General features: G+C 59.6%; 17 protein-coding genes. 9 read left to right on the top strand and 8 right to left on the bottom strand.

The genetic code is table 11. The annotated features are described in order from the left end of the window. Positions 1 to 127: 127 nt before the first annotated feature. Positions 128 to 1,036: a DMT family transporter gene (locus ACCD00_RS09295; RefSeq protein WP_413423836.1), complete on the bottom strand. Its 909-nt coding sequence runs from the start codon at positions 1,034 to 1,036 to the stop codon at positions 128 to 130. 181 nt (positions 1,037 to 1,217) lie between these two features. Between ACCD00_RS09295 and aceK the strand changes: the two genes are divergently transcribed. The 3 genes from aceK to ACCD00_RS09280 all read left to right on the top strand — a co-directional run bounded on the left by aceK (position 1,218) and on the right by ACCD00_RS09280 (position 8,495). Then, entirely contained in the window at positions 1,218 to 2,930 is a 1,713-nt protein-coding gene (aceK, locus tag ACCD00_RS09290) for a bifunctional isocitrate dehydrogenase kinase/phosphatase (protein WP_413423835.1), read from the top strand. A 224-nt stretch (positions 2,931 to 3,154) separates the two neighbouring features. Continuing rightward, a complete protein-coding gene (hrpA, locus tag ACCD00_RS09285) occupies positions 3,155 to 7,066 on the top strand; it encodes an ATP-dependent RNA helicase HrpA (protein WP_413423833.1) in 3,912 nt (1,303 codons plus the stop codon). Between the two features lie 307 nt (positions 7,067 to 7,373). After that, a complete protein-coding gene (locus ACCD00_RS09280) occupies positions 7,374 to 8,495 on the top strand; it encodes a beta-ketoacyl-ACP synthase III (protein WP_413423831.1) in 1,122 nt (373 codons plus the stop codon). A gap of 177 nt (positions 8,496 to 8,672) precedes the next feature. Here ACCD00_RS09280 and ACCD00_RS09275 read toward each other — a convergent pair whose 3' ends face one another. Further along, on the bottom strand, positions 8,673 to 10,004 hold the full coding sequence (locus tag ACCD00_RS09275; RefSeq protein ID WP_413423829.1) for a putative porin: 1,332 nt from the start codon (positions 10,002 to 10,004) through the stop codon (positions 8,673 to 8,675). 279 nt (positions 10,005 to 10,283) lie between these two features. Between ACCD00_RS09275 and ACCD00_RS09270 the strand changes: the two genes are divergently transcribed. After that, a complete protein-coding gene (locus ACCD00_RS09270) occupies positions 10,284 to 11,408 on the top strand; it encodes a GNAT family N-acetyltransferase (RefSeq protein WP_413423827.1) in 1,125 nt (374 codons plus the stop codon). A gap of 18 nt (positions 11,409 to 11,426) precedes the next feature. Here ACCD00_RS09270 and aqpZ read toward each other — a convergent pair whose 3' ends face one another. The 5 genes from aqpZ to ACCD00_RS09245 form a co-directional block, all read right to left on the bottom strand. Continuing rightward, complete coding sequence (aqpZ, locus tag ACCD00_RS09265) at positions 11,427 to 12,125, bottom strand: aquaporin Z (RefSeq protein WP_413423825.1); 699 nt, start codon at positions 12,123 to 12,125, stop codon at positions 11,427 to 11,429. Positions 12,126 to 12,423: 298 nt separating this feature from the next. Continuing rightward, entirely contained in the window at positions 12,424 to 14,256 is a 1,833-nt protein-coding gene (locus tag ACCD00_RS09260) for an ABC transporter ATP-binding protein (protein WP_413423823.1), read from the bottom strand. 94 nt (positions 14,257 to 14,350) lie between these two features. After that, on the bottom strand, positions 14,351 to 14,914 hold the full coding sequence (locus ACCD00_RS09255; RefSeq protein ID WP_413423821.1) for a peptidylprolyl isomerase: 564 nt from the start codon (positions 14,912 to 14,914) through the stop codon (positions 14,351 to 14,353). Between the two features lie 3 nt (positions 14,915 to 14,917). Continuing rightward, positions 14,918 to 15,721, bottom strand: coding sequence for an alpha/beta fold hydrolase (locus tag ACCD00_RS09250; protein ID WP_413423819.1), 804 nt, complete (start codon positions 15,719 to 15,721; stop codon positions 14,918 to 14,920). Between the two features lie 14 nt (positions 15,722 to 15,735). Further along, positions 15,736 to 16,659: a LysR family transcriptional regulator gene (locus tag ACCD00_RS09245; RefSeq protein ID WP_413423817.1), complete on the bottom strand. Its 924-nt coding sequence runs from the start codon at positions 16,657 to 16,659 to the stop codon at positions 15,736 to 15,738. 49 nt (positions 16,660 to 16,708) lie between these two features. On the opposite strand from ACCD00_RS09245, the gene ACCD00_RS09240 reads away from it, so the two are divergent. From ACCD00_RS09240 to ACCD00_RS09225, 4 genes are all read left to right on the top strand, one after another. Then, on the top strand, positions 16,709 to 17,023 hold the full coding sequence (locus tag ACCD00_RS09240) for a hypothetical protein (RefSeq protein ID WP_008018224.1): 315 nt from the start codon (positions 16,709 to 16,711) through the stop codon (positions 17,021 to 17,023). Between the two features lie 243 nt (positions 17,024 to 17,266). After that, the gene (locus ACCD00_RS09235) at positions 17,267 to 17,866 is read left to right on the top strand and encodes an FMN-dependent NADH-azoreductase (protein WP_413423815.1); all 600 of its coding nucleotides are present in this window, start codon (positions 17,267 to 17,269) and stop codon (positions 17,864 to 17,866) included. A 344-nt stretch (positions 17,867 to 18,210) separates the two neighbouring features. Beyond that, positions 18,211 to 19,077: a carboxylate/amino acid/amine transporter gene (locus ACCD00_RS09230; RefSeq protein WP_413423813.1), complete on the top strand. Its 867-nt coding sequence runs from the start codon at positions 18,211 to 18,213 to the stop codon at positions 19,075 to 19,077. A gap of 143 nt (positions 19,078 to 19,220) precedes the next feature. Next, complete coding sequence (locus tag ACCD00_RS09225; protein ID WP_413423926.1) at positions 19,221 to 20,681, top strand: S41 family peptidase; 1,461 nt, start codon at positions 19,221 to 19,223, stop codon at positions 20,679 to 20,681. Positions 20,682 to 20,742: 61 nt separating this feature from the next. Here the strand turns inward: ACCD00_RS09225 and ACCD00_RS09220 are convergent, their stop codons facing one another. Further along, a complete protein-coding gene (locus ACCD00_RS09220) occupies positions 20,743 to 21,630 on the bottom strand; it encodes a LysR family transcriptional regulator (RefSeq protein ID WP_008018227.1) in 888 nt (295 codons plus the stop codon). A 159-nt stretch (positions 21,631 to 21,789) separates the two neighbouring features. Between ACCD00_RS09220 and ACCD00_RS09215 the strand changes: the two genes are divergently transcribed. Next, the gene (locus tag ACCD00_RS09215; RefSeq protein WP_008018228.1) at positions 21,790 to 22,434 is read left to right on the top strand and encodes a hydrolase; all 645 of its coding nucleotides are present in this window, start codon (positions 21,790 to 21,792) and stop codon (positions 22,432 to 22,434) included. The last annotated feature ends 117 nt before the right edge of the window (positions 22,435 to 22,551 follow it).

Genomic DNA, 22,551 nt, shown 5'->3' with positions numbered 1-22,551 from the left:
TGATCGGCCGTCTTCGCGAGCAAGCCCGCTCCCACAGGTTCAAGTGCTGAACACAAAATTTGTGTACGACTCGAATCACTGTGGGAGCGGGCTTGCTCGCGAAGGCGTCATAAGCAGCACTATAAAACTATCGGTCAGTCACCAAACCCGGTTTCACGGCAGCCGGCTTCAACACCAACCACAACGCCAGCGCAATCAACACCCCGCCATAGATATGCGCCATCGACAGCGGCTCGTCGAGAAACATCGCCCCCCACAACACCCCGAACAGCGGAATCAGGAAGGTCGTGGTCATCGATTTCACCGGACCAATCGAGCTCAGCAGCCGGAAGTAAATAATGTAGGCAAACGCCGTGCAGCCCAGACCCAAGCCCAGCAACGACAGCCACACGCTCCAACCGCCCCAGCTCGCCGGTGGCTGGCTGATCACGCTGTAACCGAACAGCGGCAGCAGGAACAGCGTCGCGCCAAGCATGCTGCCCAGTGCCGACAAACGGCTGTCGAGACCACCGGCCTGATCGAGCCAGCGCCGGGCCAGGAAACCGGCAAAACCGTAGCACGTGGTGGCGAGCAGGCAGGCTACGGCGCCCATCAACAACCCGATATCGAACGCCACCGGGCCCGCGCGGGTCAGCACGCCGACCCCGAACAGCCCGAGAAAAACTCCGCCGAGCTTGGCGGCGGTGAGCTTTTCATGGAAAAACAGGCCGCCGATCAGCACGCCCATCAGCGGCGTGGTGGCGTTGAAAATCGACGAATAACCGGCGGGCAGTACTTGGGCGGCAACGGAGTACAGGGTCGCCGGGATGCCGGAGTTGATCACCCCGAGCAGCATCACGGTCTTGAGTTTGCCTTTGAAATCCCAGCTGGTGCGCATCAGGCCAAGAATCACCAACAGCCCGACCGCGGCAATCGACACGCGGAAAAACGCAGTAGGCAGGGAGCCGATCACCGGGGCGATGATGCGCATGAACAGAAAACTCGCACCCCAAATGGCCGCCAGGGACAGTAAACGGAAAATATCGACGGGGTTCACAGTGCGTTCCTTCCTTGAGGGAGGGGCGAAAGTGTTGCTGAGTGTGAGATCGATGGCAACCGAAAACCGGACGTTGAACTCTTCAGGGCGTCGATGACGCGGCGGCCGGAAAATTACGCTTCTCCTGCACCCGGTTCACTGGCTAAGCTCAAGCCTTCCGAATTCCCGCAGAGGTCTCAACATGCCGCAGCAATGGCCAGCCGCCGACATCGCCCGCTTGATCCTCGATGGCTTTGACGATTACCGCGAGCATTTTCGCCAGATCACCGACGGCGCCCGGGCCCGTTTCGAGCAGGCCCTGTGGCAAGAGACGCAATCGGCGTCGGCGGCACGAATCAATCTGTACGAAGACAAAGTCGGTGAAACGGTGGAGCGGCTGCGCACCGCGTTTGACGCCGACACGCTGGACGTCAGCTGCTGGCCGCTGGTCAAAAGCGCCTACATCAGCCTGATCGACCTGCGTTTCGACGATGAGCTGTCCGAGACCTGGTACAACTCGATCTTCTGCGGGCTGTTCAGCCATGACCTGATCAGCGACGGCTGCATGTTCATCCACACCACCCGGCCGAGCCTGCGTCGCGCCCGGGCTGCGCAAACCCGCACCTACAAGCCGCAAGGCCAATTGTCGGCAATGCTCGCCAGCATTTTTGACGACTACCGCTTCAGCGAAGAATACGCCGACCTGCCCGGGGACCTGCGCCGCCTCGAAGCGCAACTGCGCGAGAACCTGCCGGATTGGGTGTGCAAGGACCCGGAGTTGAGCGTCGAGCTGTTTTCCTCGGTGCTGTACCGCAATAAAGGCGCGTACCTGGTGGGGCGCATCTACACCGCCGACGAGCAATGGCCGCTGGCAATTCCATTGCTGCACCTCGAAGGGCGCGGCATCCAGATCGATGCGCTGATCACCGACGAGGCGGACGTGTCGATCATTTTCTCCTTCACCCGCTCGTATTTCATGGTGGATGTGCCGGTGCCGGCGGAGTTTATCGGCTTCCTGCGGCGTATCCTGCCGGGCAAGCACATTGCCGAGCTGTACACCTCGATTGGCTTCTACAAGCACGGCAAATCGGAGTTCTACCGGGCCCTGATCAATCACCTGGCCAATACCGACGACCAGTTCATCATGGCCCCCGGTGTGCGCGGCATGGTCATGAGCGTGTTCACCCTGCCGGGTTTCAACACCGTGTTCAAAATCATCAAGGACCGTTTCTCGCCGTCGAAAAACGTCGACCGCGCCACGGTGATCGAAAAGTACCGTCTGGTGAAGAGCGTCGACCGGGTCGGGCGCATGGCCGATACCCAGGAGTTCGCCGACTTTCGTTTCCCGTTGAGCAAGTTCGACCCGGCGTGTCTGGAGGAGTTGCTGGAAGTCGCGCCGTCCACGGTGTCGGTGGAAGACGACACGGTGCTGATCCGTCACTGCTGGACCGAGCGACGCATGACCCCGCTGAACCTCTACCTGGAAAACGCCAACGAGGCGCAGGTGCGCGAGGCCCTGGAAGACTACGGGCTGGCGATCAAGCAACTGGCGGCGGCCAATATCTTTCCCGGCGACATGCTGTTGAAGAACTTCGGCGTCACCCGTCATGGCCGGGTGGTGTTCTACGACTATGACGAGATTTGCTTCCTTACCGAGGCCAACTTCCGGCACATCCCGCAACCACGCACCCCGGAGGACGAAATGGCTTCCGAACCCTGGTATTCGATCGGGCCGCTGGACGTGTTCCCGGAAGAGTTTCCGCCGTTCCTGTTTGCCGATTCCGGGCAGCGCCGGTTGTTCGACCAACTGCATGGCGAGTTGTACAACGCCGATTACTGGAAGAGCCTGCAAGAAGCGATTCGGGCGGGGAAGGTGATTGATGTGTTCCCGTATCGGCGCAAGGGCCTGGATTAAGAGTAGCGCTGGTACGCATCCCCTGTAGGAGCGAGCTTGCTCCGGGCGGCGTTCCGACGATGGTCGTTAACGGTGACGCGGGAAACCTGACACCCCGTGGCGTTCTTGAGTTCATCGTCGGAACGCCGCCCGGAGCAAGCTCGCTCCTACAAGGGATCTCGCTTGTCCTTTAAATCTGCGACAATCTGCCTTCTGCGCCACTAGACGACCGAATTGCGTACCCGATGACCGACGAATCGCCCTCCATCGACAAACTGCTGAAAAACCTCGATCACGCCATGCTCGCCGACCGCCACCGGCTGCGGCGGCAGTTGCTTGAGCTGCGCAAGAAACCCGACGAGGCCAAGCTGGCCCAATGGGTGACTCGCACGCAGGCGTCCTGTGATCAGGTGCTGGCGCGCAAGGCCAGCCTGCCGGTGATTCGTTACGACGACAGCCTGCCGATCGCCGCCAAGCGCGACGAAATCAAGAAAGCGCTGGAACAGCACCAGGTGCTGATCATCGCCGGCGAAACCGGTTCGGGTAAAACCACCCAGTTGCCGAAGATCTGCCTGGAAATCGGTCGCGGCCAGCACGGCCTGATCGGGCACACCCAGCCGCGCCGAATTGCTGCGCGCAGCGTCGCCAGCCGGGTGGCTGAAGAGCTCGGCACGCCGCTGGGCGCGCTGGTCGGCTATCAGGTGCGTTTCGAGGATCAGAGCGACTCCAACACCCTGATCAAGCTGATGACCGATGGCATCCTGCTGGCGGAAACCCAGAACGACCGCTATCTGGAACGCTACGACACGATCATCGTCGACGAAGCCCACGAACGCAGCCTCAACATTGACTTCCTGCTCGGCTACCTGAAAACCCTGCTGCCGCGTCGCCCGGACCTGAAGGTCATCATCACCTCGGCGACCATCGACCTGGAGCGCTTCTCCAAGCACTTCGACGATGCGCCGATTGTCGAAGTGTCCGGCCGTACTTTCCCGGTGGACACCTGGTATCGCCCGCTGACCCTGGAGCAGGACGAAGAGGGCAACCGCGTCGAGGACGACTTGACCGTGGACCAGGCGATCCTCGCCACTCTCGACGAAATTGCCGCCCATGAGCGCAGCGAGCGCCGCAGCCCCGGTGACGTGCTGGTGTTCCTGCCGGGGGAGCGCGAGATTCGCGACGCCGCCGACATGTTGCGCAAGGCCCAGCTCAAGCACACCGAAATCCTGCCGTTGTACGCGCGCCTGTCACCGGCCGAGCAGCAGCGAATTTTCCAGTCGCACCCAGGCCGTCGCGTAGTCTTGGCGACCAACGTCGCGGAAACCTCGCTGACCGTGCCGGGCATCCGTTATGTGATCGACAGCGGCACCGCGCGCATCAGCCGTTACAGCTACCGGGCCAAGGTTCAGCGTCTGCCGATCGAGGCCATTTCCCAGGCCAGTGCCAACCAGCGCAAGGGCCGTTGCGGACGGGTCGAGCCGGGCATTTGCGTGCGCCTGTACAGCGAAGAGGATTTCCTCGGTCGCCCGGAGTTCACCGATCCGGAAATCCTGCGGACCAACCTCGCAGCGGTCATTTTGCAGATGTTGCATCTGCGTCTCGGCGAGGTCAGCGCGTTCCCGTTCATCGAACCGCCGGATGGCAAGGCCATCAGCGACGGTTACAACCTGCTGCAGGAACTCTCGGCGGTGGACCGCAACAGCCAATTGACGCCACTCGGTCGTCAACTGGCGCGGCTGCCGGTGGACCCGCGCATGGGGCGCATGTTGCTCGAAGCGGCGAAGCTCGGCAGCTTGCAGGAAGTGCTGATCGTCGCCAGCGCCATGTCGATCCAGGACCCGCGCGAGCGTCCGCCGGAGCGTCAGCAAGCGGCGGATCAGGCCCACGCCCAATGGAAAGACGCCGACTCGGACTTCGCCGGGCTGGTCAATCTGTGGCGCGGTTTCGAGGAGCAGCGCCAGGCACTGAGCGCCAGCCCGTTGCGCAACTGGTGTCGCAAGAACTTCCTGAATTACCTGCGCCTGCGTGAATGGCGCGACTCCCATCGTCAGCTGAGCCTGATCTGCCGCGACATGCAGTTGAGCCTCAATAAAGAGCCGGCGGACTATCCGAAATTGCACAAAGCGGTGCTGGTGGGGTTGCTGAGCCAGATCGGCCAGAAAACCGAAGAGGGTGATTACCTCGGTGCACGCCAGCGGCGGTTCTGGATTCATCCGTCGTCGGGTATCGGTAAAAAGCGTCCGCAGTGGCTGATGACTGCCGAACTGGTGGAGACCACCAAGCTCTACGCGCGCATGGTGGCGAAGATCGATGCCGACTGGATCGAGCCGCTGGCCGGGCACCTGATCAAGAAAAACCACTTCGAACCCCACTGGGAGAAGAAGCGCGGCCAGGTCGTGGCGTTCGAGCAGATCACCCTGTTCGGGTTGATCGTGGTCGGCCGTCGGCCGGTGCATTACGGCCCGGTGGACCCGGTGGTGTCTCGCGAATTGTTTATCCGCGAAGCACTGGTGCGCGGCGAGATCCAGTCGAAGGCCAAGTGCCTGACCGCCAACAAACAGTTGCTGGAACAACTCGACGAACTGGAAGCCAAGGCCCGTCGTCGCGACATCCTCGCCGACGAAGAAACCCTGTTCGCCTTCTACGACGCGCGACTGCCGGCGGAGATCCATCAGACGGCGACCTTCGACAGCTGGTATCGGATCAACAGCCAGAAAGACCCACAGTTGCTGATCATGCGCGAAGAGGACGTGCTGGCCCGCGAAGCCAGTGAAGTCACTGCCCAGCACTATCCGGATACGCTGCACATCGGCGACCTGGAACTGGCGCTCGGCTACCACTTCGAACCCAACCATCCACGGGACGGCGTGACCCTGCGCGTGCCGGCACCGCTGTTGCCGATGCTGCCACCGGAACGCCTGGAATGGCTGGTGCCGGGTGTCATCGAAGCCAAGTGCATTGCGCTGGTGCGCAACTTGCCCAAGGCCTTGCGCAAGAACTTCGTACCGGTGCCGGACTTCGTCAAGGCGGCCTTGCAGCGCATGAGCTTTGCCGAGGGTTCGCTGCCCCAGGCCCTGGGGCGCGAGCTTTTGCGCATGACCGGTGCGCGGGTCAGCGATGAAGCCTGGACCGAGGCGGCGCAGCAGGTCGAAAGCCATCTGCGGATGAACCTGGAAATCGTCGACGGCCAGGGCAAGTTCCTCGGTGAAGGTCGCGATCTGGCCGAGCTGACTGCGCGTTTCGCCGAAGCCAGCCAGGCTGCGCTGGCCGTCCCGCAATCCGCGAAAAGCCAGCAGCCCGTCGAGCCGAAAGTATTTGCCGCCGTCGCCGAGAAAACCCAGCAGAAGATCGCCGGGCTGTCGATGACGGTGTATCCGGCACTGGTGGAAGAGGCGGGCACGGTCAAGGAAGGACGTTTCTCGACGCCGGCCGAAGCCGAGTTCCAGCATCGCCGTGCGCTGCAGCGCCTGCTGATGCAGCAACTGGCCGAATCGGCGAAGTTCCTGCGTGGCAAGTTGCCGGGCCTGACCGAATTGGGTCTGTTGTATCGCGATATGGGGCGTGTCGATGCGTTGGTGGAAGACATTCTGCTGGCCAGCCTCGACAGCTGCATTCTTGAGGGCGAAGACCCGCTGCCTCGTGACGGTGCGGGTCTGGCGTCCCTGGCTGAACGCAAGCGTGGCGCCTGGACCGAGCACGCCGAGCGCGTGGCGAAGCTGACCCTGGAAATCCTCAAGCTCTGGCACGGCTTGCAAAAGCGCTTCAAGGGCAAGATCGATCTGGCGCAAGCCGTGGCCCTGAACGACATCAAGCAGCAGCTCAGCCATCTGGTGTATCCGGGGTTTGTCCGGGAAACGCCGATGCAGTGGCTCAAGGAGTTGCCGCGTTACCTCAAGGCCATCGAGCAGCGCTTCGAAAAAATCGGCGCTCAGGTGCAACGCGACAGGGTCTGGAGCGGCGAATTGAGCGGCCTGTGGACGCAATACCAGACCCGCGCCAGCAAACACGCCCAGGAAGGCAAGCGTGATCCGCAGCTGGAGTTGTATCGCTGGTGGCTGGAGGAATACCGGGTTTCGCTGTTTGCCCAGCAACTGGGAACCAAGGTGCCGATCTCCGACAAACGGTTGAACAAGCAGTGGAGTCAGGTAGAACCCTGACACACCCCCTGTAGGAGCGAGCTCGCTCGCGATGGTCGTCAACGATAACGCTGGCGGCCTGACACCCCGTGGCGTTCTCGGGTACATCGCGAGCAAGCTCGCTCCTACAGGTGTTCCGCGCCAAATCATTAGGTTTATGGCAAACTTCGCGACCATAAACGCCGGTTTCGCGAGCCAGAGCCTTCGGCCAAGTCGCGTCACGGAATAAAGCGATGCCAGGTTTGCGTCCCCCGGATGGGAATAGACCCTTTGCGTGTTGGTACGACGGTGCCAATACTTTCTGCCTGAACAGATTAGAGACACGACCATGCATAAAGTCGTCATCAGCGGCACCGGCCTGTACACCCCGGCCAACAGCATTTCCAACGAAGAGCTGGTCCAGTCTTTCAATACCTACGTCGCGCAATTCAACGCCGACAACGCCGATGCCATCGCGCGCGGTGAAGTGGAAGCGTTGACCGAATCCAGCGCCGCATTCATCGAAAAAGCCTCCGGCATCAAGAGCCGCTTTGTCATGGACAAGGACGGCATCCTCGACCCGCAACGCATGGCCCCACGCCTGCCGGAGCGTTCCAATGACGAGTGGTCGGTGCTTTGCCAGATGGCCATTGGTGCGGCCGAACAAGCCTTGCAGCGCGCCGGCAAGACCGCGGCGGACATCGACGGCGTGATCGTCGCCTGCTCCAATCTGCAACGTGCCTACCCGGCCATTGCCATCGAAGTCCAGGAAGCGCTGGGCATCCAGGGGTTCGGTTTCGACATGAACGTGGCGTGCTCTTCGGCGACCTTCGGTATCCAGACCGCCGCCAACAGCGTGCAACTGGGCCAGGCCCGGGCGATCCTGATGGTCAACCCGGAAGTCTGCACCGGCCACCTGAACTTCCGTGACCGCGACAGCCACTTCATCTTCGGCGATGCCGCCACCGCGGTGATCATCGAACGTGCGGACCTGGCGACGTCCAAATACCAGTTCGACATCGTCAGCACCAAGCTACTGACCAAGTTCTCCAATAACATCCGCAACAACTTCGGCTTCCTCAACCGCGCGGCGGAAGAGGGTGTCGGCGCCAGGGACAAACTGTTCGTGCAGGAAGGCCGCAAGGTGTTCAAGGAAGTCTGCCCGATGGTGGCCGAACTGATCGGTGAGCATCTGCAGGAAAACCAGCTCAACGTCAGCGACGTGAAGCGCTTCTGGCTGCACCAGGCCAACCTCAGCATGAACCACCTGATCGTCAAGAAACTGCTGGGCCGCGAGGCCACCGAGCAGGAAGCCCCGGTGATTCTCGACACCTACGCCAACACCAGTTCCGCCGGTTCCGTGATTGCGTTCCACAAGAACCAGGACGATCTGCCCGCCGGCTCGCTGGCCGTGCTCAGTTCGTTCGGCGCCGGTTATTCGATTGGTAGCGTGTTGCTGCGCAAGCGCTGAAATTGTTCGCGGTAAAAAAAATCGCAGCCAATGGCTGCGATTTTTTTTGCGCAAGTACAACGAGAAAACAGAAACAGCCTGGCGTTGTTATATCGGAGGATGATGGGGACCGAGATAACAACGACAGGCTGTAAAGGCGTCCCGGGCTTCCTTGCCCGAGTCGTGTAGCGGGGTGAATCAGAACTTCGCTTCGGCATCCAGTTGCAGGGTGTTGATGTCCGAATCGGTTTTCTTGATGTTGGCGTTGGTCTGGTCCGAGGTCGCCATGAAGTAGGTCGCGCCCAGGGCGAAGTTCTTGTCCAGGTCGTAGCTCACTTTCAGCTTGCTGCCGCGCGAACTGGTGAAGCCGTTGGCGAAGTCGGAGTCGGTGAAGGCACCCACCACAGCGTTACGCTGCACGTCGCGGTAGTTGTAGTCCAGGTTGAAGCCGTAGACCTTGGACTTCACACCGGCCAGCCAGCCAGTGTCCTGGTCGTTGCTGGCATCTTTGTTGTTGACGTACTGACCATACAGCGACAGCGGTACTGGCAGGTTGGTGAAGTCCAGCTGACCAAAACCTTCGTACAGTTTGAAGGTTTCGTTCGGGCTGTTGCCGTTGACGGCCAGTGCGCATGGAGCGGTGACGGTGCCGGAGGTAGGGCAGGCACTGTTCTTGTCGTTGTCGTAGGAGTAGATACTGCCGCCCAACGTCATTTTCATGCTGTCGGTGATGGCGAAGCGTGCGCCCAACTGGCCAGCGTACAGACGCAGGTCGTGCTTGAACTGCACGCCTTCACCGTCGACGTTGTCCTTGAGGGTGTAGTGGCCGGCGCTACCGAACAGCTCGGTGCTGCCGCTCAGCGGGTATTTGTAGGTAACGGCCAGACCTTCAGGGTTGATGTCGCTATCCCAGATGATGTCGCCCATGCTCACCCATTGTTGTGGCATCTTGCCGCCAACCAGGTGCAGGTTCTTGATCGCGTCAGGGTGGTAGTCGATGTAACCCTGGTCCAGCCAGATCTGCTTCTTGTCGAAGTAGTTGTTCAGGTCCTGGTTGGTCGAGCGAGCGTCGTCGTTGCTGCCGGTGGCGATGCGGATACCGGTGTCGACTTGCGGGTTGATTTCGCTGTAGGCACCCAGGCGGGCACGAATGCGCTGACGGTCCTGGTCCTTGTTGTTTGGCACGCCATCGTTGTGCACGGTTTCTTCACGGAAACGTACGTCACCCTTGAACTGGGTCTTGGCGGCCCACGCCAGCTTCTGGTCGAAGGTGCTCAGTGCGTCGGTTTTCTTCGCGGTGGCCGCGATTTGCTCGTTAGTCTCTTGCTGAGCCTGACGGGCGATCTGCTGGTCTTTCTGATCCCTGGCCAGCTCGGCTTGCAGTTCGCTGTACTGCGCGTTGGTAATCGAGCCGTTAGCCTTGAGCATGTCGAGCAGTTTGGCGTCGACTGCGGCACTGGCCGGAACACTCATGGCCAGCAACAGGCCGCCGCACAAGGCCGCCGCAGTTTTCGTGGAAGCAAGACGCATATCAATCTCCGAAGATGAGAGGGGATGACAGAGCCATCCGGGACACACCGACCGTAAGGGGCGGAAAACAGTGGCCGGGTATAACCCGGCGCTCTAAAAACAGGCGCCAGTATCGCGATGGTTTATGACAGAGCGGTGGCAATGTGATGTCATGTCGGTGACGGTACAAAGTCGCCGTGAACTATTGAGTTAGAGCACTGTCGTCGTTTTGCCCGTGTGCATTGCGCAGCGATAGGCGATACTCGCGGGGCTTTCACGCCATGAAGAGTGAGGACGGTGATGCCGTTGCAACGCCTGCAAAGACTGTCAGAAATCGCCCCGCAGACCTGGGACGCCCTGGTTCCGGAAAGTCAGCCTTTTCTGCGTCACGCTTTCTTGAGCGCACTGGAAGACAGCGGCAGCGTCGGCCCCCATTCCGGTTGGCAGCCCGAGCATTTGCTGCACGTTGAAGGTGAGCGCCTGATTTCCGCGCTGCCCAGTTATCGCAAGTGGCACTCCTACGGCGAGTACGTGTTCGATCACGCCTGGGCCGATGCCTGTGCCCGCGCCGGCATCGATTACTATCCCAAACTGTTGACCGCGGTGCCGTTCAGCCCTGTCAGCGGGCCGCGGCTGTTGGCGGCCACGGTAGAAGACGGCTTCGAATTATTGAACAGCCTGCCGGGCTACCTTGAGATAGAACAACTCTCCAGCGCCCACATCAACTTCACCGATCCGTTCACCGACGCGGCGCTGAGCGAGCAGCCCGGCTGGTTGCAGCGCGTTGGCTGTCAATACCACTGGCAGAATCGCGGTTACCGGGATTTCCAGGACTTCCTCGACGTGCTGAGTTCGCGCAAGCGCAAACAGATGCGTAAGGAGCGTGAGCAGGTGGCCGGGCAGGGCTTTGAGTTCGAATGGCTGGAGGGGCGGGAGCTGAGTCAGGCGCAATGGGATTTCGTCTATGCCTGCTACGCCAATACGTACGCGGTGCGCCGGCAAGCGCCGTATCTGACGCGGGCGTTTTTCAGCCTGTTGGCCGAACGCATGCCGGAGTCGATTCGCGTGGTGCTGGCCAAACAGGGTTCACGGCCGGTGGCGATGGCGTTCAGCCTGGTGGGGGGCGACAGCTTTTATGGGCGTTACTGGGGATGCCTGGCGGAGTTCGATCGCCTGCATTTCGAGACCTGTTTCTACCAGGGTATGGACTATGCCATCGCCAACGGTTTCCAGCGTTTCGATGCCGGGGCACAGGGCGAGCACAAACTGATTCGTGGATTCGAGCCAGTCATTACGCATTCCTGGCACTACCTGCGGCATCCGGGGTTGAAAGCGGCGGTGAAAGACTTTCTGGAGCAGGAGCGCCTGGGGGTGATGGCTTATGCAGAGGATGCGAAGTCAGCCTTGCCTTATCGACAAGGCTGATCTTCACCTTATGGCGTGTCAGTTGTCTTCCTTGCCCAGCCAGCGATACAGCACGCCGCCGACGACTGCACCGAGTAGCGGTGCGACCCAGAACATCCACAGTTGTTGAATCGCCCAGCCGCCGACGATCAGCGCCGGGCCGGTGCTGCGCGCCGGGTTGACCGAGGTGTTGGTGACCGGGATCGAGATCAGGTGGATGAGCGTCAGGCCCAGGCCGATGGCAATCGGTGCCAGTCCGGCCGGTGCACGTTTATCGGTGGCGCCGAGGATGATCAGGATGAACATCGCGGTCATCACCAGTTCACAGACGAACCCTGCCGCCATCGAGTAGCCGCCAGGCGAGTGTTCGCCGTAGCCGTTGGACGCCAGGCCTCCTGCCAGTTCGAATCCGGGTCTGCCGCTGGCAATGAAGTACAGCAGGGCGGCTGCGATCACGCCGCCAATGACCTGGGCAATGATGTAGGCCGGCAACTCATTGGCCGGAAACCGCCCACCCACCACCAAGCCGAGGGACACCGCAGGGTTGAGATGACAGCCGGAAATATGGCCGATGGCGAAAGCCATGGTCAGCACTGTCAGGCCAAACGCAAAGGACACCCCGAGCAGGCCGATTCCCACCTGCGGAAAAGCCGCCGCCAATACCGCACTGCCGCAACCACCCAACACCAGCCAGAACGTACCTACCAACTCAGTAGCCGAACGTTTTAACAGAGACATGAGAGAGTGCCTTTTCGAGATTATGCTGCCTTGTGCATCCAGCCGATGGACTGCAGAACCACCTCCAGAAGGTTGAAGTGAGTACAGCACGGTTTTTTCAGAATTCCAGCAGGCATAAAAAACCGCCAGGCCCCGTTGTTGGCGGGCTCTGGCGGTTATCTAAAATTTTTCGGCTGTAGGAGCGAGCTTGCTCGCGATGGTCGTCAACGATAATGCTGGGAGCCTGACAGCCCGCGGCGTTCTCCAGTTCATCGCGAGCAAGCTCGCTCCTACACAGGTTCGGTGGCCATCTTCAGGATCAATCGATCCCGACAAATCCACCGGTCTGGTGTTGCCACAACCGTGCATACAAACCGCCATGGGCCAGCAGTTCGGCGTGGGTTCCGGTTTCGGCGATGTTGCCGTTTTCCAGCACCACCAGCCGGTCCATCCGGGCGATAGTCGAGAGCCGGTGAGCGATGGCGATCACGGTCTTGCCCTGCATCAGGGTTTCGAGGCTTTCCTGGATCGCCGCTTCGACTTCCGAATCCAGTGCTGAAGTGGCCTCGTCCATGATCAGGATCGGCGCGTCCTTGAGCAACACACGGGCAATGGCGATGCGCTGGCGCTGGCCGCCGGAGAGTTTCACTCCGCGTTCACCGACGTGGGCATCGAAACCGGTGCGGCCTTCGGCGTCCGAGAGTGAAGGAATGAAACCGTCAGCCCGGGCCTTGTGCACCGCTTCCCAGAGTTGCGCGTCGGAGGCGTCGGGCTTGCCGTACAGCAGGTTGTCACGGATCGAGCGGTGCAGCAGCGACGTGTCCTGGGTGATCATGCCGATGCGTTCGCGCAGGCTTTCCTGGCTGACGTGGGCGATGTTCTGGCCGTCGATCAGGATGCGTCCGCCTTCGACGTCGTACAGGCGCAGCAGCAGGTTCACCAAGGTCGATTTACCAGCACCGGACGGGCCGATCAGGCCGATTTTTTCACCAGCCTTGATGGTCAGGTTGAGGTCGCCGATGATCCCGCTCTGCTTGCCGTAGTGGAAGTCCACCTGTTCGAAGCGCACTTCGCCACGGGCCACCGCCAAAGGCTTGGCCTGGTCGCGGTCGGTGACGGTGACCGGTTGTGAGATGGTCTGCAGACCGTCCTGCACCATCCCGATGTTTTCGAAGATGCCGGTCACCACCCACATGATCCAGCCGGACATGTTGACGATACGGATCACCAGGCCGGTGGCCAGGGCAATCGCCCCCACGCTGATCAGCGACTGCGTCCACAACCACAGGGCCAGGCCGGTGGTGCAGACGATCAGCAAGCCGTTCAAGCTGGTGATGACCACGTCCATGCTGGTGACCACGCGGCCAGCCAGTTGCGCCTTTTCGGTTTGCTCCTTGATCGCTTCGCGGGCGTATTGCTGTTCGAAGTTGGTGTGGGCGAACAGCTTCAGGGTGGTGATGTTGGTGTAGCCGTCGACAATCCGCCCCATGAGTTTGGAGCGCGCATCAGACGCCACCACCGAGCGATCCTTGACCCGTGGCACGAAGTGATAGAGGGCGCCGATGAAGGCGAAGATCCACGTCAGCAGCGGAATCATCAGGCGCCAGTCGGCTTCGGCGAACAGCACCAGCGAACTGATGGCGTAGATCAGCACATGCCACAATGCATCCACGGCTTGCACGGCGGAATCGCGCAGTGAGTTGCCGGTTTGCATAATGCGTTGGGCGATGCGCCCGGCGAAGTCGTTCTGGAAGAAATTCAGGCTCTGCTTGAGCACGTAGCTGTGGTTCTGCCAGCGGATCATGCTGGTCATGCTGGGACTCAGGGTCTGGTGCACCAGCAGGTCATGCAAGCCCACGAAAATAGGGCGCAGCACCAGCGCGACCACCACCATCCAGGTCAGCTCGAGGGCGTGCTCGCGGAACAGATTGGCGTTCGGCGTGCCTTGGGCCAGGTCGATGATGCGGCTTAGGTAGCTGAACAGCGCCACCTCGATCAATGCGCCAATCAGGCCGACGATCAACAGGGCGGCGAAGCTCGGCCAGACCTGCTTGAGGTAATAGGTGTAGAAAGGGAAGACCCGGTCCGGCGGAGACGCCGTCGGTGCTTCACGGAAAACATCGATCAGTTTTTCGAAGCGGCGATAAAGCATCGGTTGTTCGCCCGCGAACGGGCTCTCCTTTTAACGGTTTGAGCGTTGCCGGCAAACACCGGCAACGGCTCGGACATCCTTGTCCAGCTTAGTCTCAGTCGATGCGCTTGGCCGACTTGATGAGCACCGGGTCGATAGGCACATTCTGCATGCCTTGCTTGGTGGTGGTTTGGGAGTTGACGATGATGTCCACTACATCCATGCCCTTGACCACCTTGGCGAATACGGCATAACCGGCATCACGGCCCGGATCGAGGAAGTCGTTGTCCTTGACGTTGATGAAGAACTGGCTGGTGGCCGAATCCGGATCGGAAGTGCGCGCCATCGACAGCGTGCCACGCACGTTATGCAGGCCGTTGCTGGCTTCGTTCTTGATCGGATCCTTGGTCGGTTTTTGCTGCATTTGCTGGGTGAAACCACCGCCCTGGGCCATGAATCCCGGGATCACCCGGTGGAAAATGGTGTTGTTGTAGAAGCCGCTGTCGACGTACGCAAGAAAGTTCCTGGTACTGATCGGGGCCTTGACCGGGTCCAGTTCGATTTCGATCTGGCCGTTGGTGGTGTCCAGCAGCACATGCGGGGCCTTTTCCGGCGTTGCGGCCATCAGGTTGGCGGCAAACAGGACGGAGCCTGCGGCGAGGGCGATTTTTTTCAGCATGGGTCAGTGATCCTGAGTGGTGGTGTCGACTGCGGTCAGAAACTCCAGCAGCGTCTGGTTGAAGTGTTCCGGCTGGTCCAGCGGCGTGGCGTGGCGTGAATCGGCGATCACCACCAGCCGCGCGTCGGGCAGCAGTTTTACGTAGTTTTCCTTCAGTGCCACCGGTGTGTAGTCACGGTCGGCACTGACGATGAGGGTTGGACAGGTGACCTTCGAAAGTCGTTCCTGAACCCCCCAGCCCACAATGGCATTGAAGCTGGCGAGATAAGCATGTTTGTCGTTTTTTGCCCAGCGCTCGGCCATCTTTTGTCGCAAGTCGGCCTGCTCCGGCTTCGGGAACAACTTGTCGCCCAACGCCTTGCCGATGGTGCCAAGGCTGAGGGCGCGCATCAGGCTCCAGCGCTTGAACCACTGCCAATAGTCATCGCGGCTGCGCAGTTTGACCTCGGGCGCGCTGTTGACGATGCACAGGCTCTTGAGCAGTTGCGGCTGATCCACAGCCAGCTGGAAGCCGATCATGCCACCCATCGACAGGCCGACATAGTGTGTCGGCCCGAGATTGAGGTGTTCGACCAGTGCAATCAGGTCAGCGCTGAACCCGGCAATGCTGTAGCGCTCCCGGGGTTTGTCCGAACGGCCGTGACCGCGCACATCCGGGACGATCACCCGGTAACGGGTGGCCAGTGCCGGGATCTGTTTTTCCCAGTCCAGCGTGCTGGAGCCCAGACCGTGGACCAGCAGCAGCGGCGTGCCGTGACCATATTCCTCATAGTGCAGGTTGCAACCTTCGTGTTCGAAATAGGCCATGCATACACTCCGTGTCAGGCTTGTTCGGGGGCGGCGAACGGTGCGTCCAGTGGTGCGGTGTCAAACGTACGCAGCAGTTCGATAAGAATCTGCGTGGCCGGCCCGAGTGGTTTGTCCTTGTTCGAATACAGGTAAAAGCTCGGGTTACGACTGCCGCCCTGATCCAACGGTAGCAGTTTGAGCGTCCCCTCCTTGAGCTCTCGTTCGATCATGTGCCGGGGCAGCCACGCAAACCCCAGACCGCTGCTGACGAACGTTGTGGCGGTGGCCAGGCTGCCGACGGTCCAGCGCTGTTCGGCACCGAGCCAGCCGACGTCCCGTGGTTGCTGGCGGCCCGAGTCGCGGATCACCACTTGCATCTGGCTTTCCAGGTCCTGAAAGCTCAGTTCGCGGTTGAGACGGTGCAAGGGATGCTCCGGGTGGGCAACGGCGACAAACTCGACATCGCTCAATTCTGCGCCCAGGTAACCGGGAATACTGAACCCGGTGATGGCCAGGTCGGCCACGCCTTCGAGCAGCACTTCCTCCACACCCGACAGCACTTCCTCACGCAAGCGCACCCGGCAGCCACGGCTTTGCGGCATGAACGCGGTCAAGGCGCGGACGAGGCGGGCACTCGGGTAAGCGGCATCGACCACCAGGCGCACTTCGGCTTCCCAGCCCTGCTCCATGTGATGGGCCAGGTCTTCGAGTTGACTGGCCTGTTTCACCAGTTGCCGGGAGCGGCGCAACAGCACGCCGCCGGCTTCGGTCAGCACGGCTTTGCGTCCGTCGATGCGCAGCAAGGGTACACCGAGCTGATCCTGCATGCGTGCCACGGTATAGCTGACCGACGATTGCGAGCGATGCAGTGCCTCGGCGGCCTGGGCGAAACCGCCGTGATCGACCACGGCTTGCAGCGTTCGCCATTGATCAAGGGTCACGCGGGGCGCTTTCATGTTGAGCTCCTCTTGTCCTAAGCTGGCAGCCCTTACTGGAGGCTGCTGAATGAAAAAATTCTGTTGTGTGCTGCTGGCGCTGCTGCCGCTGACGGCGATGGCTTACCCGATCGATGTAAAAAAAGACCTCAACGGCATGAAGATCGATTACCAGACCTACGACACGGATAACGACATCGGCTCCATCCAGGTGGCCAACTACGGCGACGTCGATGCGAGCTGCAAGGCCGTTTTCATCAATGGCCCGGAAGCACCGCGTAGCCGCAAGATCGATGTACCCGCCGGCAAGCACAAAAATGCCACCGCCAAATTCACCCGCAGCATCATCAAGCTGCGCATCGAGCTGACCTGCACCCCGAAATGACAGCAATCTCCTGTGGGAGCGGGCTTGCTCGCGAAGGCGGTGTGTCATTCAACGTTGATGTCGACTGACACGGCCTATTTGTCGGAACGCCGCCCGGAGCAAGCCCGCTCCCACAGAGTATGTTGAGCTTATAAACGAATTTATTGATGGGTTATAGCAGTTATTTGCGCTTTTTCATCGATATGACTCTGTTTAACCTTCACTCCATCGACCTACAGCATTCTCAGATGGAGGCTACATCCCATGTCCCGCGTTCTGATCATCGAAAGCAGTGCCCGTCAGCAAGACTCGGTTTCCCGCCAACTGACCCAGACGTTCATCAGCCAGTGGAAAGCCGCTCACCCGAATGACCAGATCACTGTCCGGGACCTGGCCGTCAAGCCGGTGCCGCATCTGGACATCAACCTGCTGGGTGGCTGGATGAAACCCGCCGAGCAGCGCAGCGAGATCGAACAGGCGTCCCTGGAGCGCTCCAACCAGTTGACCGACGAATTGCTCGCCGCCGATGTGCTGGTCATGGCCGCACCCATGTACAACTTTGCGATCCCCAGCACCCTGAAAGCCTGGCTCGACCATGTACTGCGTGCCGGTGTGACCTTCAAGTACACCGAAACCGGTCCGCAAGGCCTGCTCAGCGGCAAGCGCGCCTTTGTGTTGACGGCTCGCGGCGGCATCTATGCCGGCAGCACCGCCGATCACCAGGAACCGTACCTGCGTCAGGTCATGGGCTTCATCGGCATCCACGACGTGACGTTCATCCACGCCGAAGGCATGAACCTGGGCGGTGACTTCCAGGAGAAAGGCCTGAACCAGGCGAACGCCAGGCTTTCGCAAGTGGCCTGACCGGTTAATCGCCAGATAATCGCTGGATGGTCTAGTGACCTGGCGCAACCCTTCAAGTCTGTACGCGCATCGAACCTCCCTTCGCACTTGTTGCTCCTGAGTGCTCTGGCCCGATTGAACGCTTTAGCGAGATCGGGCTTTTTTTTGCCTGCGATTTGACGAACACCTACAAAACCTTGTGGGAGCGGGCTTGCTCGCGAAGGGGGACTGTCAGTCCACATAAATGTTGGATGACATATCGCTTTCGCGAGCAAGCCCGCTCCCACAGAGGTTTTGCGTCATGGCTACTGTCGCGATAAGTGGCAAAACCCGCTATCGTCGCCGCCATTCGAAATGAGGCGAGCATGGGCTATCTACTTATTGTCACGCTGATCCAGGCGTTTTCCTTCAGTTTGATCGGCGAATACCTGGCCGGTCATGTCGACAGTTACTTCGCCGTGCTGGTACGCGTGCTGCTGGCGGGGCTGGTGTTCCTGCCCCTGACCCGCTGGCGCTCGGTGGAACCGGCATTCATGCGTGGCATGCTGTTGATCGGCGCGTTGCAGTTCGGCGTGACGTACGTCTGCCTTTACTTGAGCTTTCGCGTACTGACGGTGCCGGAGGTGCTGCTGTTCACCATCCTTACGCCGCTGCACGTGACCCTGATTGAAGATGCATTGAATCGTCGCTTCAATCCCTGGGCGCTGGTCGCGGCACTGGTGGCGGTGGCGGGGGCGGCCGTGATTCGCTTTGACCGGATCAACCCGGATTTCTTCATGGGTTTCCTGTTGCTGCAACTGGCCAACTTCACCTACGCCGCCGGGCAGGTGCTCTACAAACACCTGGTCGCGCGCCATCCAAGCGACTTGCCGCATTACCGCCGTTTCGGCTTCTTCTACCTCGGCGCACTGGCGGTGGCGTTGCCGGCGTTTCTATTGTTCGGCAAACAGAACTTCCTGCCCGAAGCGCCGTTGCAATGGGGGGTGCTGCTGTTCCTCGGCCTGGTTTCGACCGCTTTGGGGCTCTACTGGTGGAACAAAGGCGCATGCCTGGTCAACGGCGGTACCCTGGCGGTGATGAACAACCTGCATGTGCCGGTGGGCTTGCTGATCAACCTGCTGATCTGGAACCAGCATGAAGAACTGGGGCGGTTGTTGCTTGGTGGTTCGGTGATTTTGCTGGCGGTGTGGATCAGTCGGTTGGGTATCCGGCGCGCAGCCAGATTCGTGTAGGCGTTGCCGCAGGCTGCGATTTTTTGACGAAGAGCTGCTCGCATTCGGTTAGCAGCGAGCGTTGGACTAGTGGTGGGTAATGCTCGGATGACATCTATCTGAGCATCATTTGTCTGGTTTTTGAAATGACGTGTAATGCTAATGTGTTTCTCTTGAAACGTTTATGTTTAATGCTTCTTTTGCTTATTGTTCTGCCGTCTTTCGTGTTGGCTGATGAGGCACATGCAAAAGACTGGAGAGAGATTACTGTTAATGATCTTTCTGTCATTCGACAACTGGTAGTTACTTCTCATCCAGGCGCTATAGACAGTGAAAATGAGTCTTTTTCAGACTGGGTTGAACGGGGTTATCTGGATGCCAGTCAGCTGTCCAGACGCGTCAACTCAAGGAAAGACTCCCTGGCCGTGCTAAATTTTTACATTGCAGGCTTCAAGGACGGACACGTAGGGCTGAATCAACCTGATAAAGGAAGTTCGTCCTGGGCAGGTTTCATTCTGGATATGCGAGGTCGGAGTTTTGTTGTAAGGCACGTCGCTGAAAATTGGCCTGTACCGCTGCCGCCGATAGGCTCCGAGGTTATATCGTGTGATAACAAATCGGTCCGCGAGAGAATTGAGAATGAAATATCTCCATATATTGATCGCAGACTTGATCTACAGTCCACCTGGTTGCATTTGGCTCAGCAGTTAACTATCGATGATGCCAGTTATCCCGTACTGTCGAGAGACTTGTCAAAAAACTGTCTGGTTGCTCTTCCAAATGGAGAAAGACAAAACTTTGCGTTGCTGTGGCAAGAGGATTCCGGGCAGCTGAAGGCTTTCCTGCGCCGACCCCGGCCTCCTCAATCGCTCCAGAGTTTGGGAGAAGGGCGATATTGGATACATGTATCAAATTTCATGCCGTCAGCAGCCGAGAATGCTTCCCTGGATAAAATGCTTGAGGCCATCAAGCGTATTAACGATGCCAAGCTGGTTGTGCTTGATACAAGAGGCAATCGCGGTGGTAACAGTTTGGTCGGTGCTGAAATACTTTCTGCACTGTTAGGCTCGCAAAGGGTAAAAAATCTGGGCGAGCCATCTCGTGCGTATGCGATGTGGCGTGTCTCTCCTTTTGCACTCTCAACGCTCAATAATGCTCTAACCACCATGGGGAGTGACTATGGAAAAGACAGCGAAGCTTATAAGTTTGTTCTTGGTCTGACCGGATCGATGGAGTTCGCGCTTCACGAGAAGAAAGACTGGTTACGACAGCCGAGCGCATCCTCGGTCCTCCAAGAAGGAGCGAGAGAATCCAATGCCCAAGGTTTTAAAGGCAAGCTTGCACTGGTTACTGACTCTTTTTGCGCGAGTGCCTGTCTAGACTTTGCGGACGTTGTTCTTGCAGTTCCGGGGGTTGTCCATCTAGGGTTACCAACCAGCGGCGATACACTGTATATCGACATAGGCTCTCAAACTCTGCCGAGTGGTGCTCAGTTCTGGCTGCCGTTAAAGGTATGGAGAGGCCGAGCGCGAGGAAACAATCAAAGTCATGATCCGCCATTTGTTTTTAATGGCGATATAAACGATACACCTGCAGTTCAAAAATGGGTTCTTGATCATTTTTGATCGGATCGGCGCCATTTCTGAAGCACGCCGCAACACGCCAACCTTGTGGGATGCCCAAAAGTCATTTGGGCGCCAATTGATCCACCAGAAACCCGATAAACGCCCGGGTCTTCTGCGGCACTCGCCGTGCCGACGAATACACCGCGTTGATGGTGATCGCCGGGGCCTGCCATTCGCACAGCACCGGCACCAGTCGCCCGGCTGCCAGCGCATCCTCGACGATGAAGTCGGGCAGCAGGGCGATGCCCATGCCGGCTTCGGCGGCCTGGGCGAGCAAGTCGCCGTTGTTGGCGTGCAACGGGCCGGTGACGTTTACCCGCTGGGTTTCCTTGCCATTGCACAGTTGCAGGCTGACTCCACTCTGTAGATACCCGTAGTTCAGGCATTGATGGGCGCGCAGATCCTGCGGAGTCTGCGGAACGCCCGCGCGCTCGAGATAAGCCGGGGATGCCACCATGATGCGCGGTGCGGGCGCCAGTTGCCGGGCGATCATCGTCGAGTCCGGCATGCTGGCGATGCGGATGGTTACGTCAAACCCGCCCCGCACCGGGTCGACTTGCTGGTCGCTGAGCACCAGTTGCAACTCGATGTTCGGGTGCAATTCATGAAACAACGGAATCAACGGCCCCAATCGCCGTAGACCGAACGACATCGGCGCATTGACCCGCAATACACCGCGTAACTCGCCGATGCCGTCACGGGCGCGTTGCTCGGCTTCGTCCAGCGCCGCCAATACCTCCCGTGCTGCTTCGAAATACTCGGCTCCGGCCTCGGTCAGGTGCAGGCTGCGGGTGGTGCGTTGCAGCAATTGCACGCCGATGGCTTCTTCCAGTGCCTGAATCTGTTTACTGACTTTCGAGCGCGGCACGTCCATGGCCCTGGCGGCTGCGGCGAAGCCGTTCTCGCCGACCGTGACGACGAAGGCACGCATGCATTCGATGCGATCCATATTGTCCCTATTTTGGAATCAATGATTCTCGATTTTAGGTAATTGTCCCTTTTATAGCCAGCCCCTAAAGTGACATCCAAGCCGACAGCAAAGCCTCTTGCGGCAACGTCGACTAACCCTGAACTCATTCGAAAGTATCGACATCAAAAGGAACGCGCCATGTCTATCCGTGAACTGCTCAACCCAACCAACTCCGCCCTGATCCTGATCGACCACCAGCCGCAAATGGCATTCGGCGTTCAGTCCATCGACCGTCAGACCCTGAAGAACAACACCGTGGGCCTGGCCAAGGCGGCGAAGATCTTCAATGTACCGACCATCTACACCTCGGTCGAAACCGAAAGTTTCAGCGGTTACATCTGGCCGGAATTGTTGGCTGTGCACCCGGATCAAAAGCCGATCGAACGCACTTCGATGAACTCCTGGGAAGACAAGGCACTGGTTGACGCGGTGAAAGCCACCGGGCGCAAAAAACTGATCATCGCGGCACTGTGGACTGAGGTCTGCCTGACGTTCCCGGCATTGGAAGCCCTGGCTGAAGGCTACGAGGTCTACATTGTCACCGACGCTTCCGGTGGCACCAGCAAAGAGGCCCACGACATGTCGGTGCAACGGATGATTCAGGCCGGCGCGGTACCGGTGACCTGGCAGCAGGTGCTGCTCGAATACCAGCGTGACTGGGCGCACAAGGACACTTACGAGGCGGTCATGGAACTGGTGCTGGAACACAGCGGCGCGTACGGCATGGGTGTGGACTATGCCTACACCATGGTGCACAAGGCACCGCAGCGGCAGGTCAAGTAACCCGCAAATTCTGAAAACGATGTAACCCTTGTGGGAGGGGGGGGGGGGGGGGGGGGGGGGGGGGGGGGGGAATGGTAAAAGGCTGAGACTACCAGAGGGAGAGAAGCAACCCCCACC

This window comes from Pseudomonas sp. Pseusp3, assembly GCF_047304225.1.
Taxonomy (GTDB): Bacteria; Pseudomonadota; Gammaproteobacteria; order Pseudomonadales; family Pseudomonadaceae; genus Aquipseudomonas; species Aquipseudomonas fluorescens_CD.
This window is presented reverse-complemented; position numbering and strand designations above follow the sequence as displayed.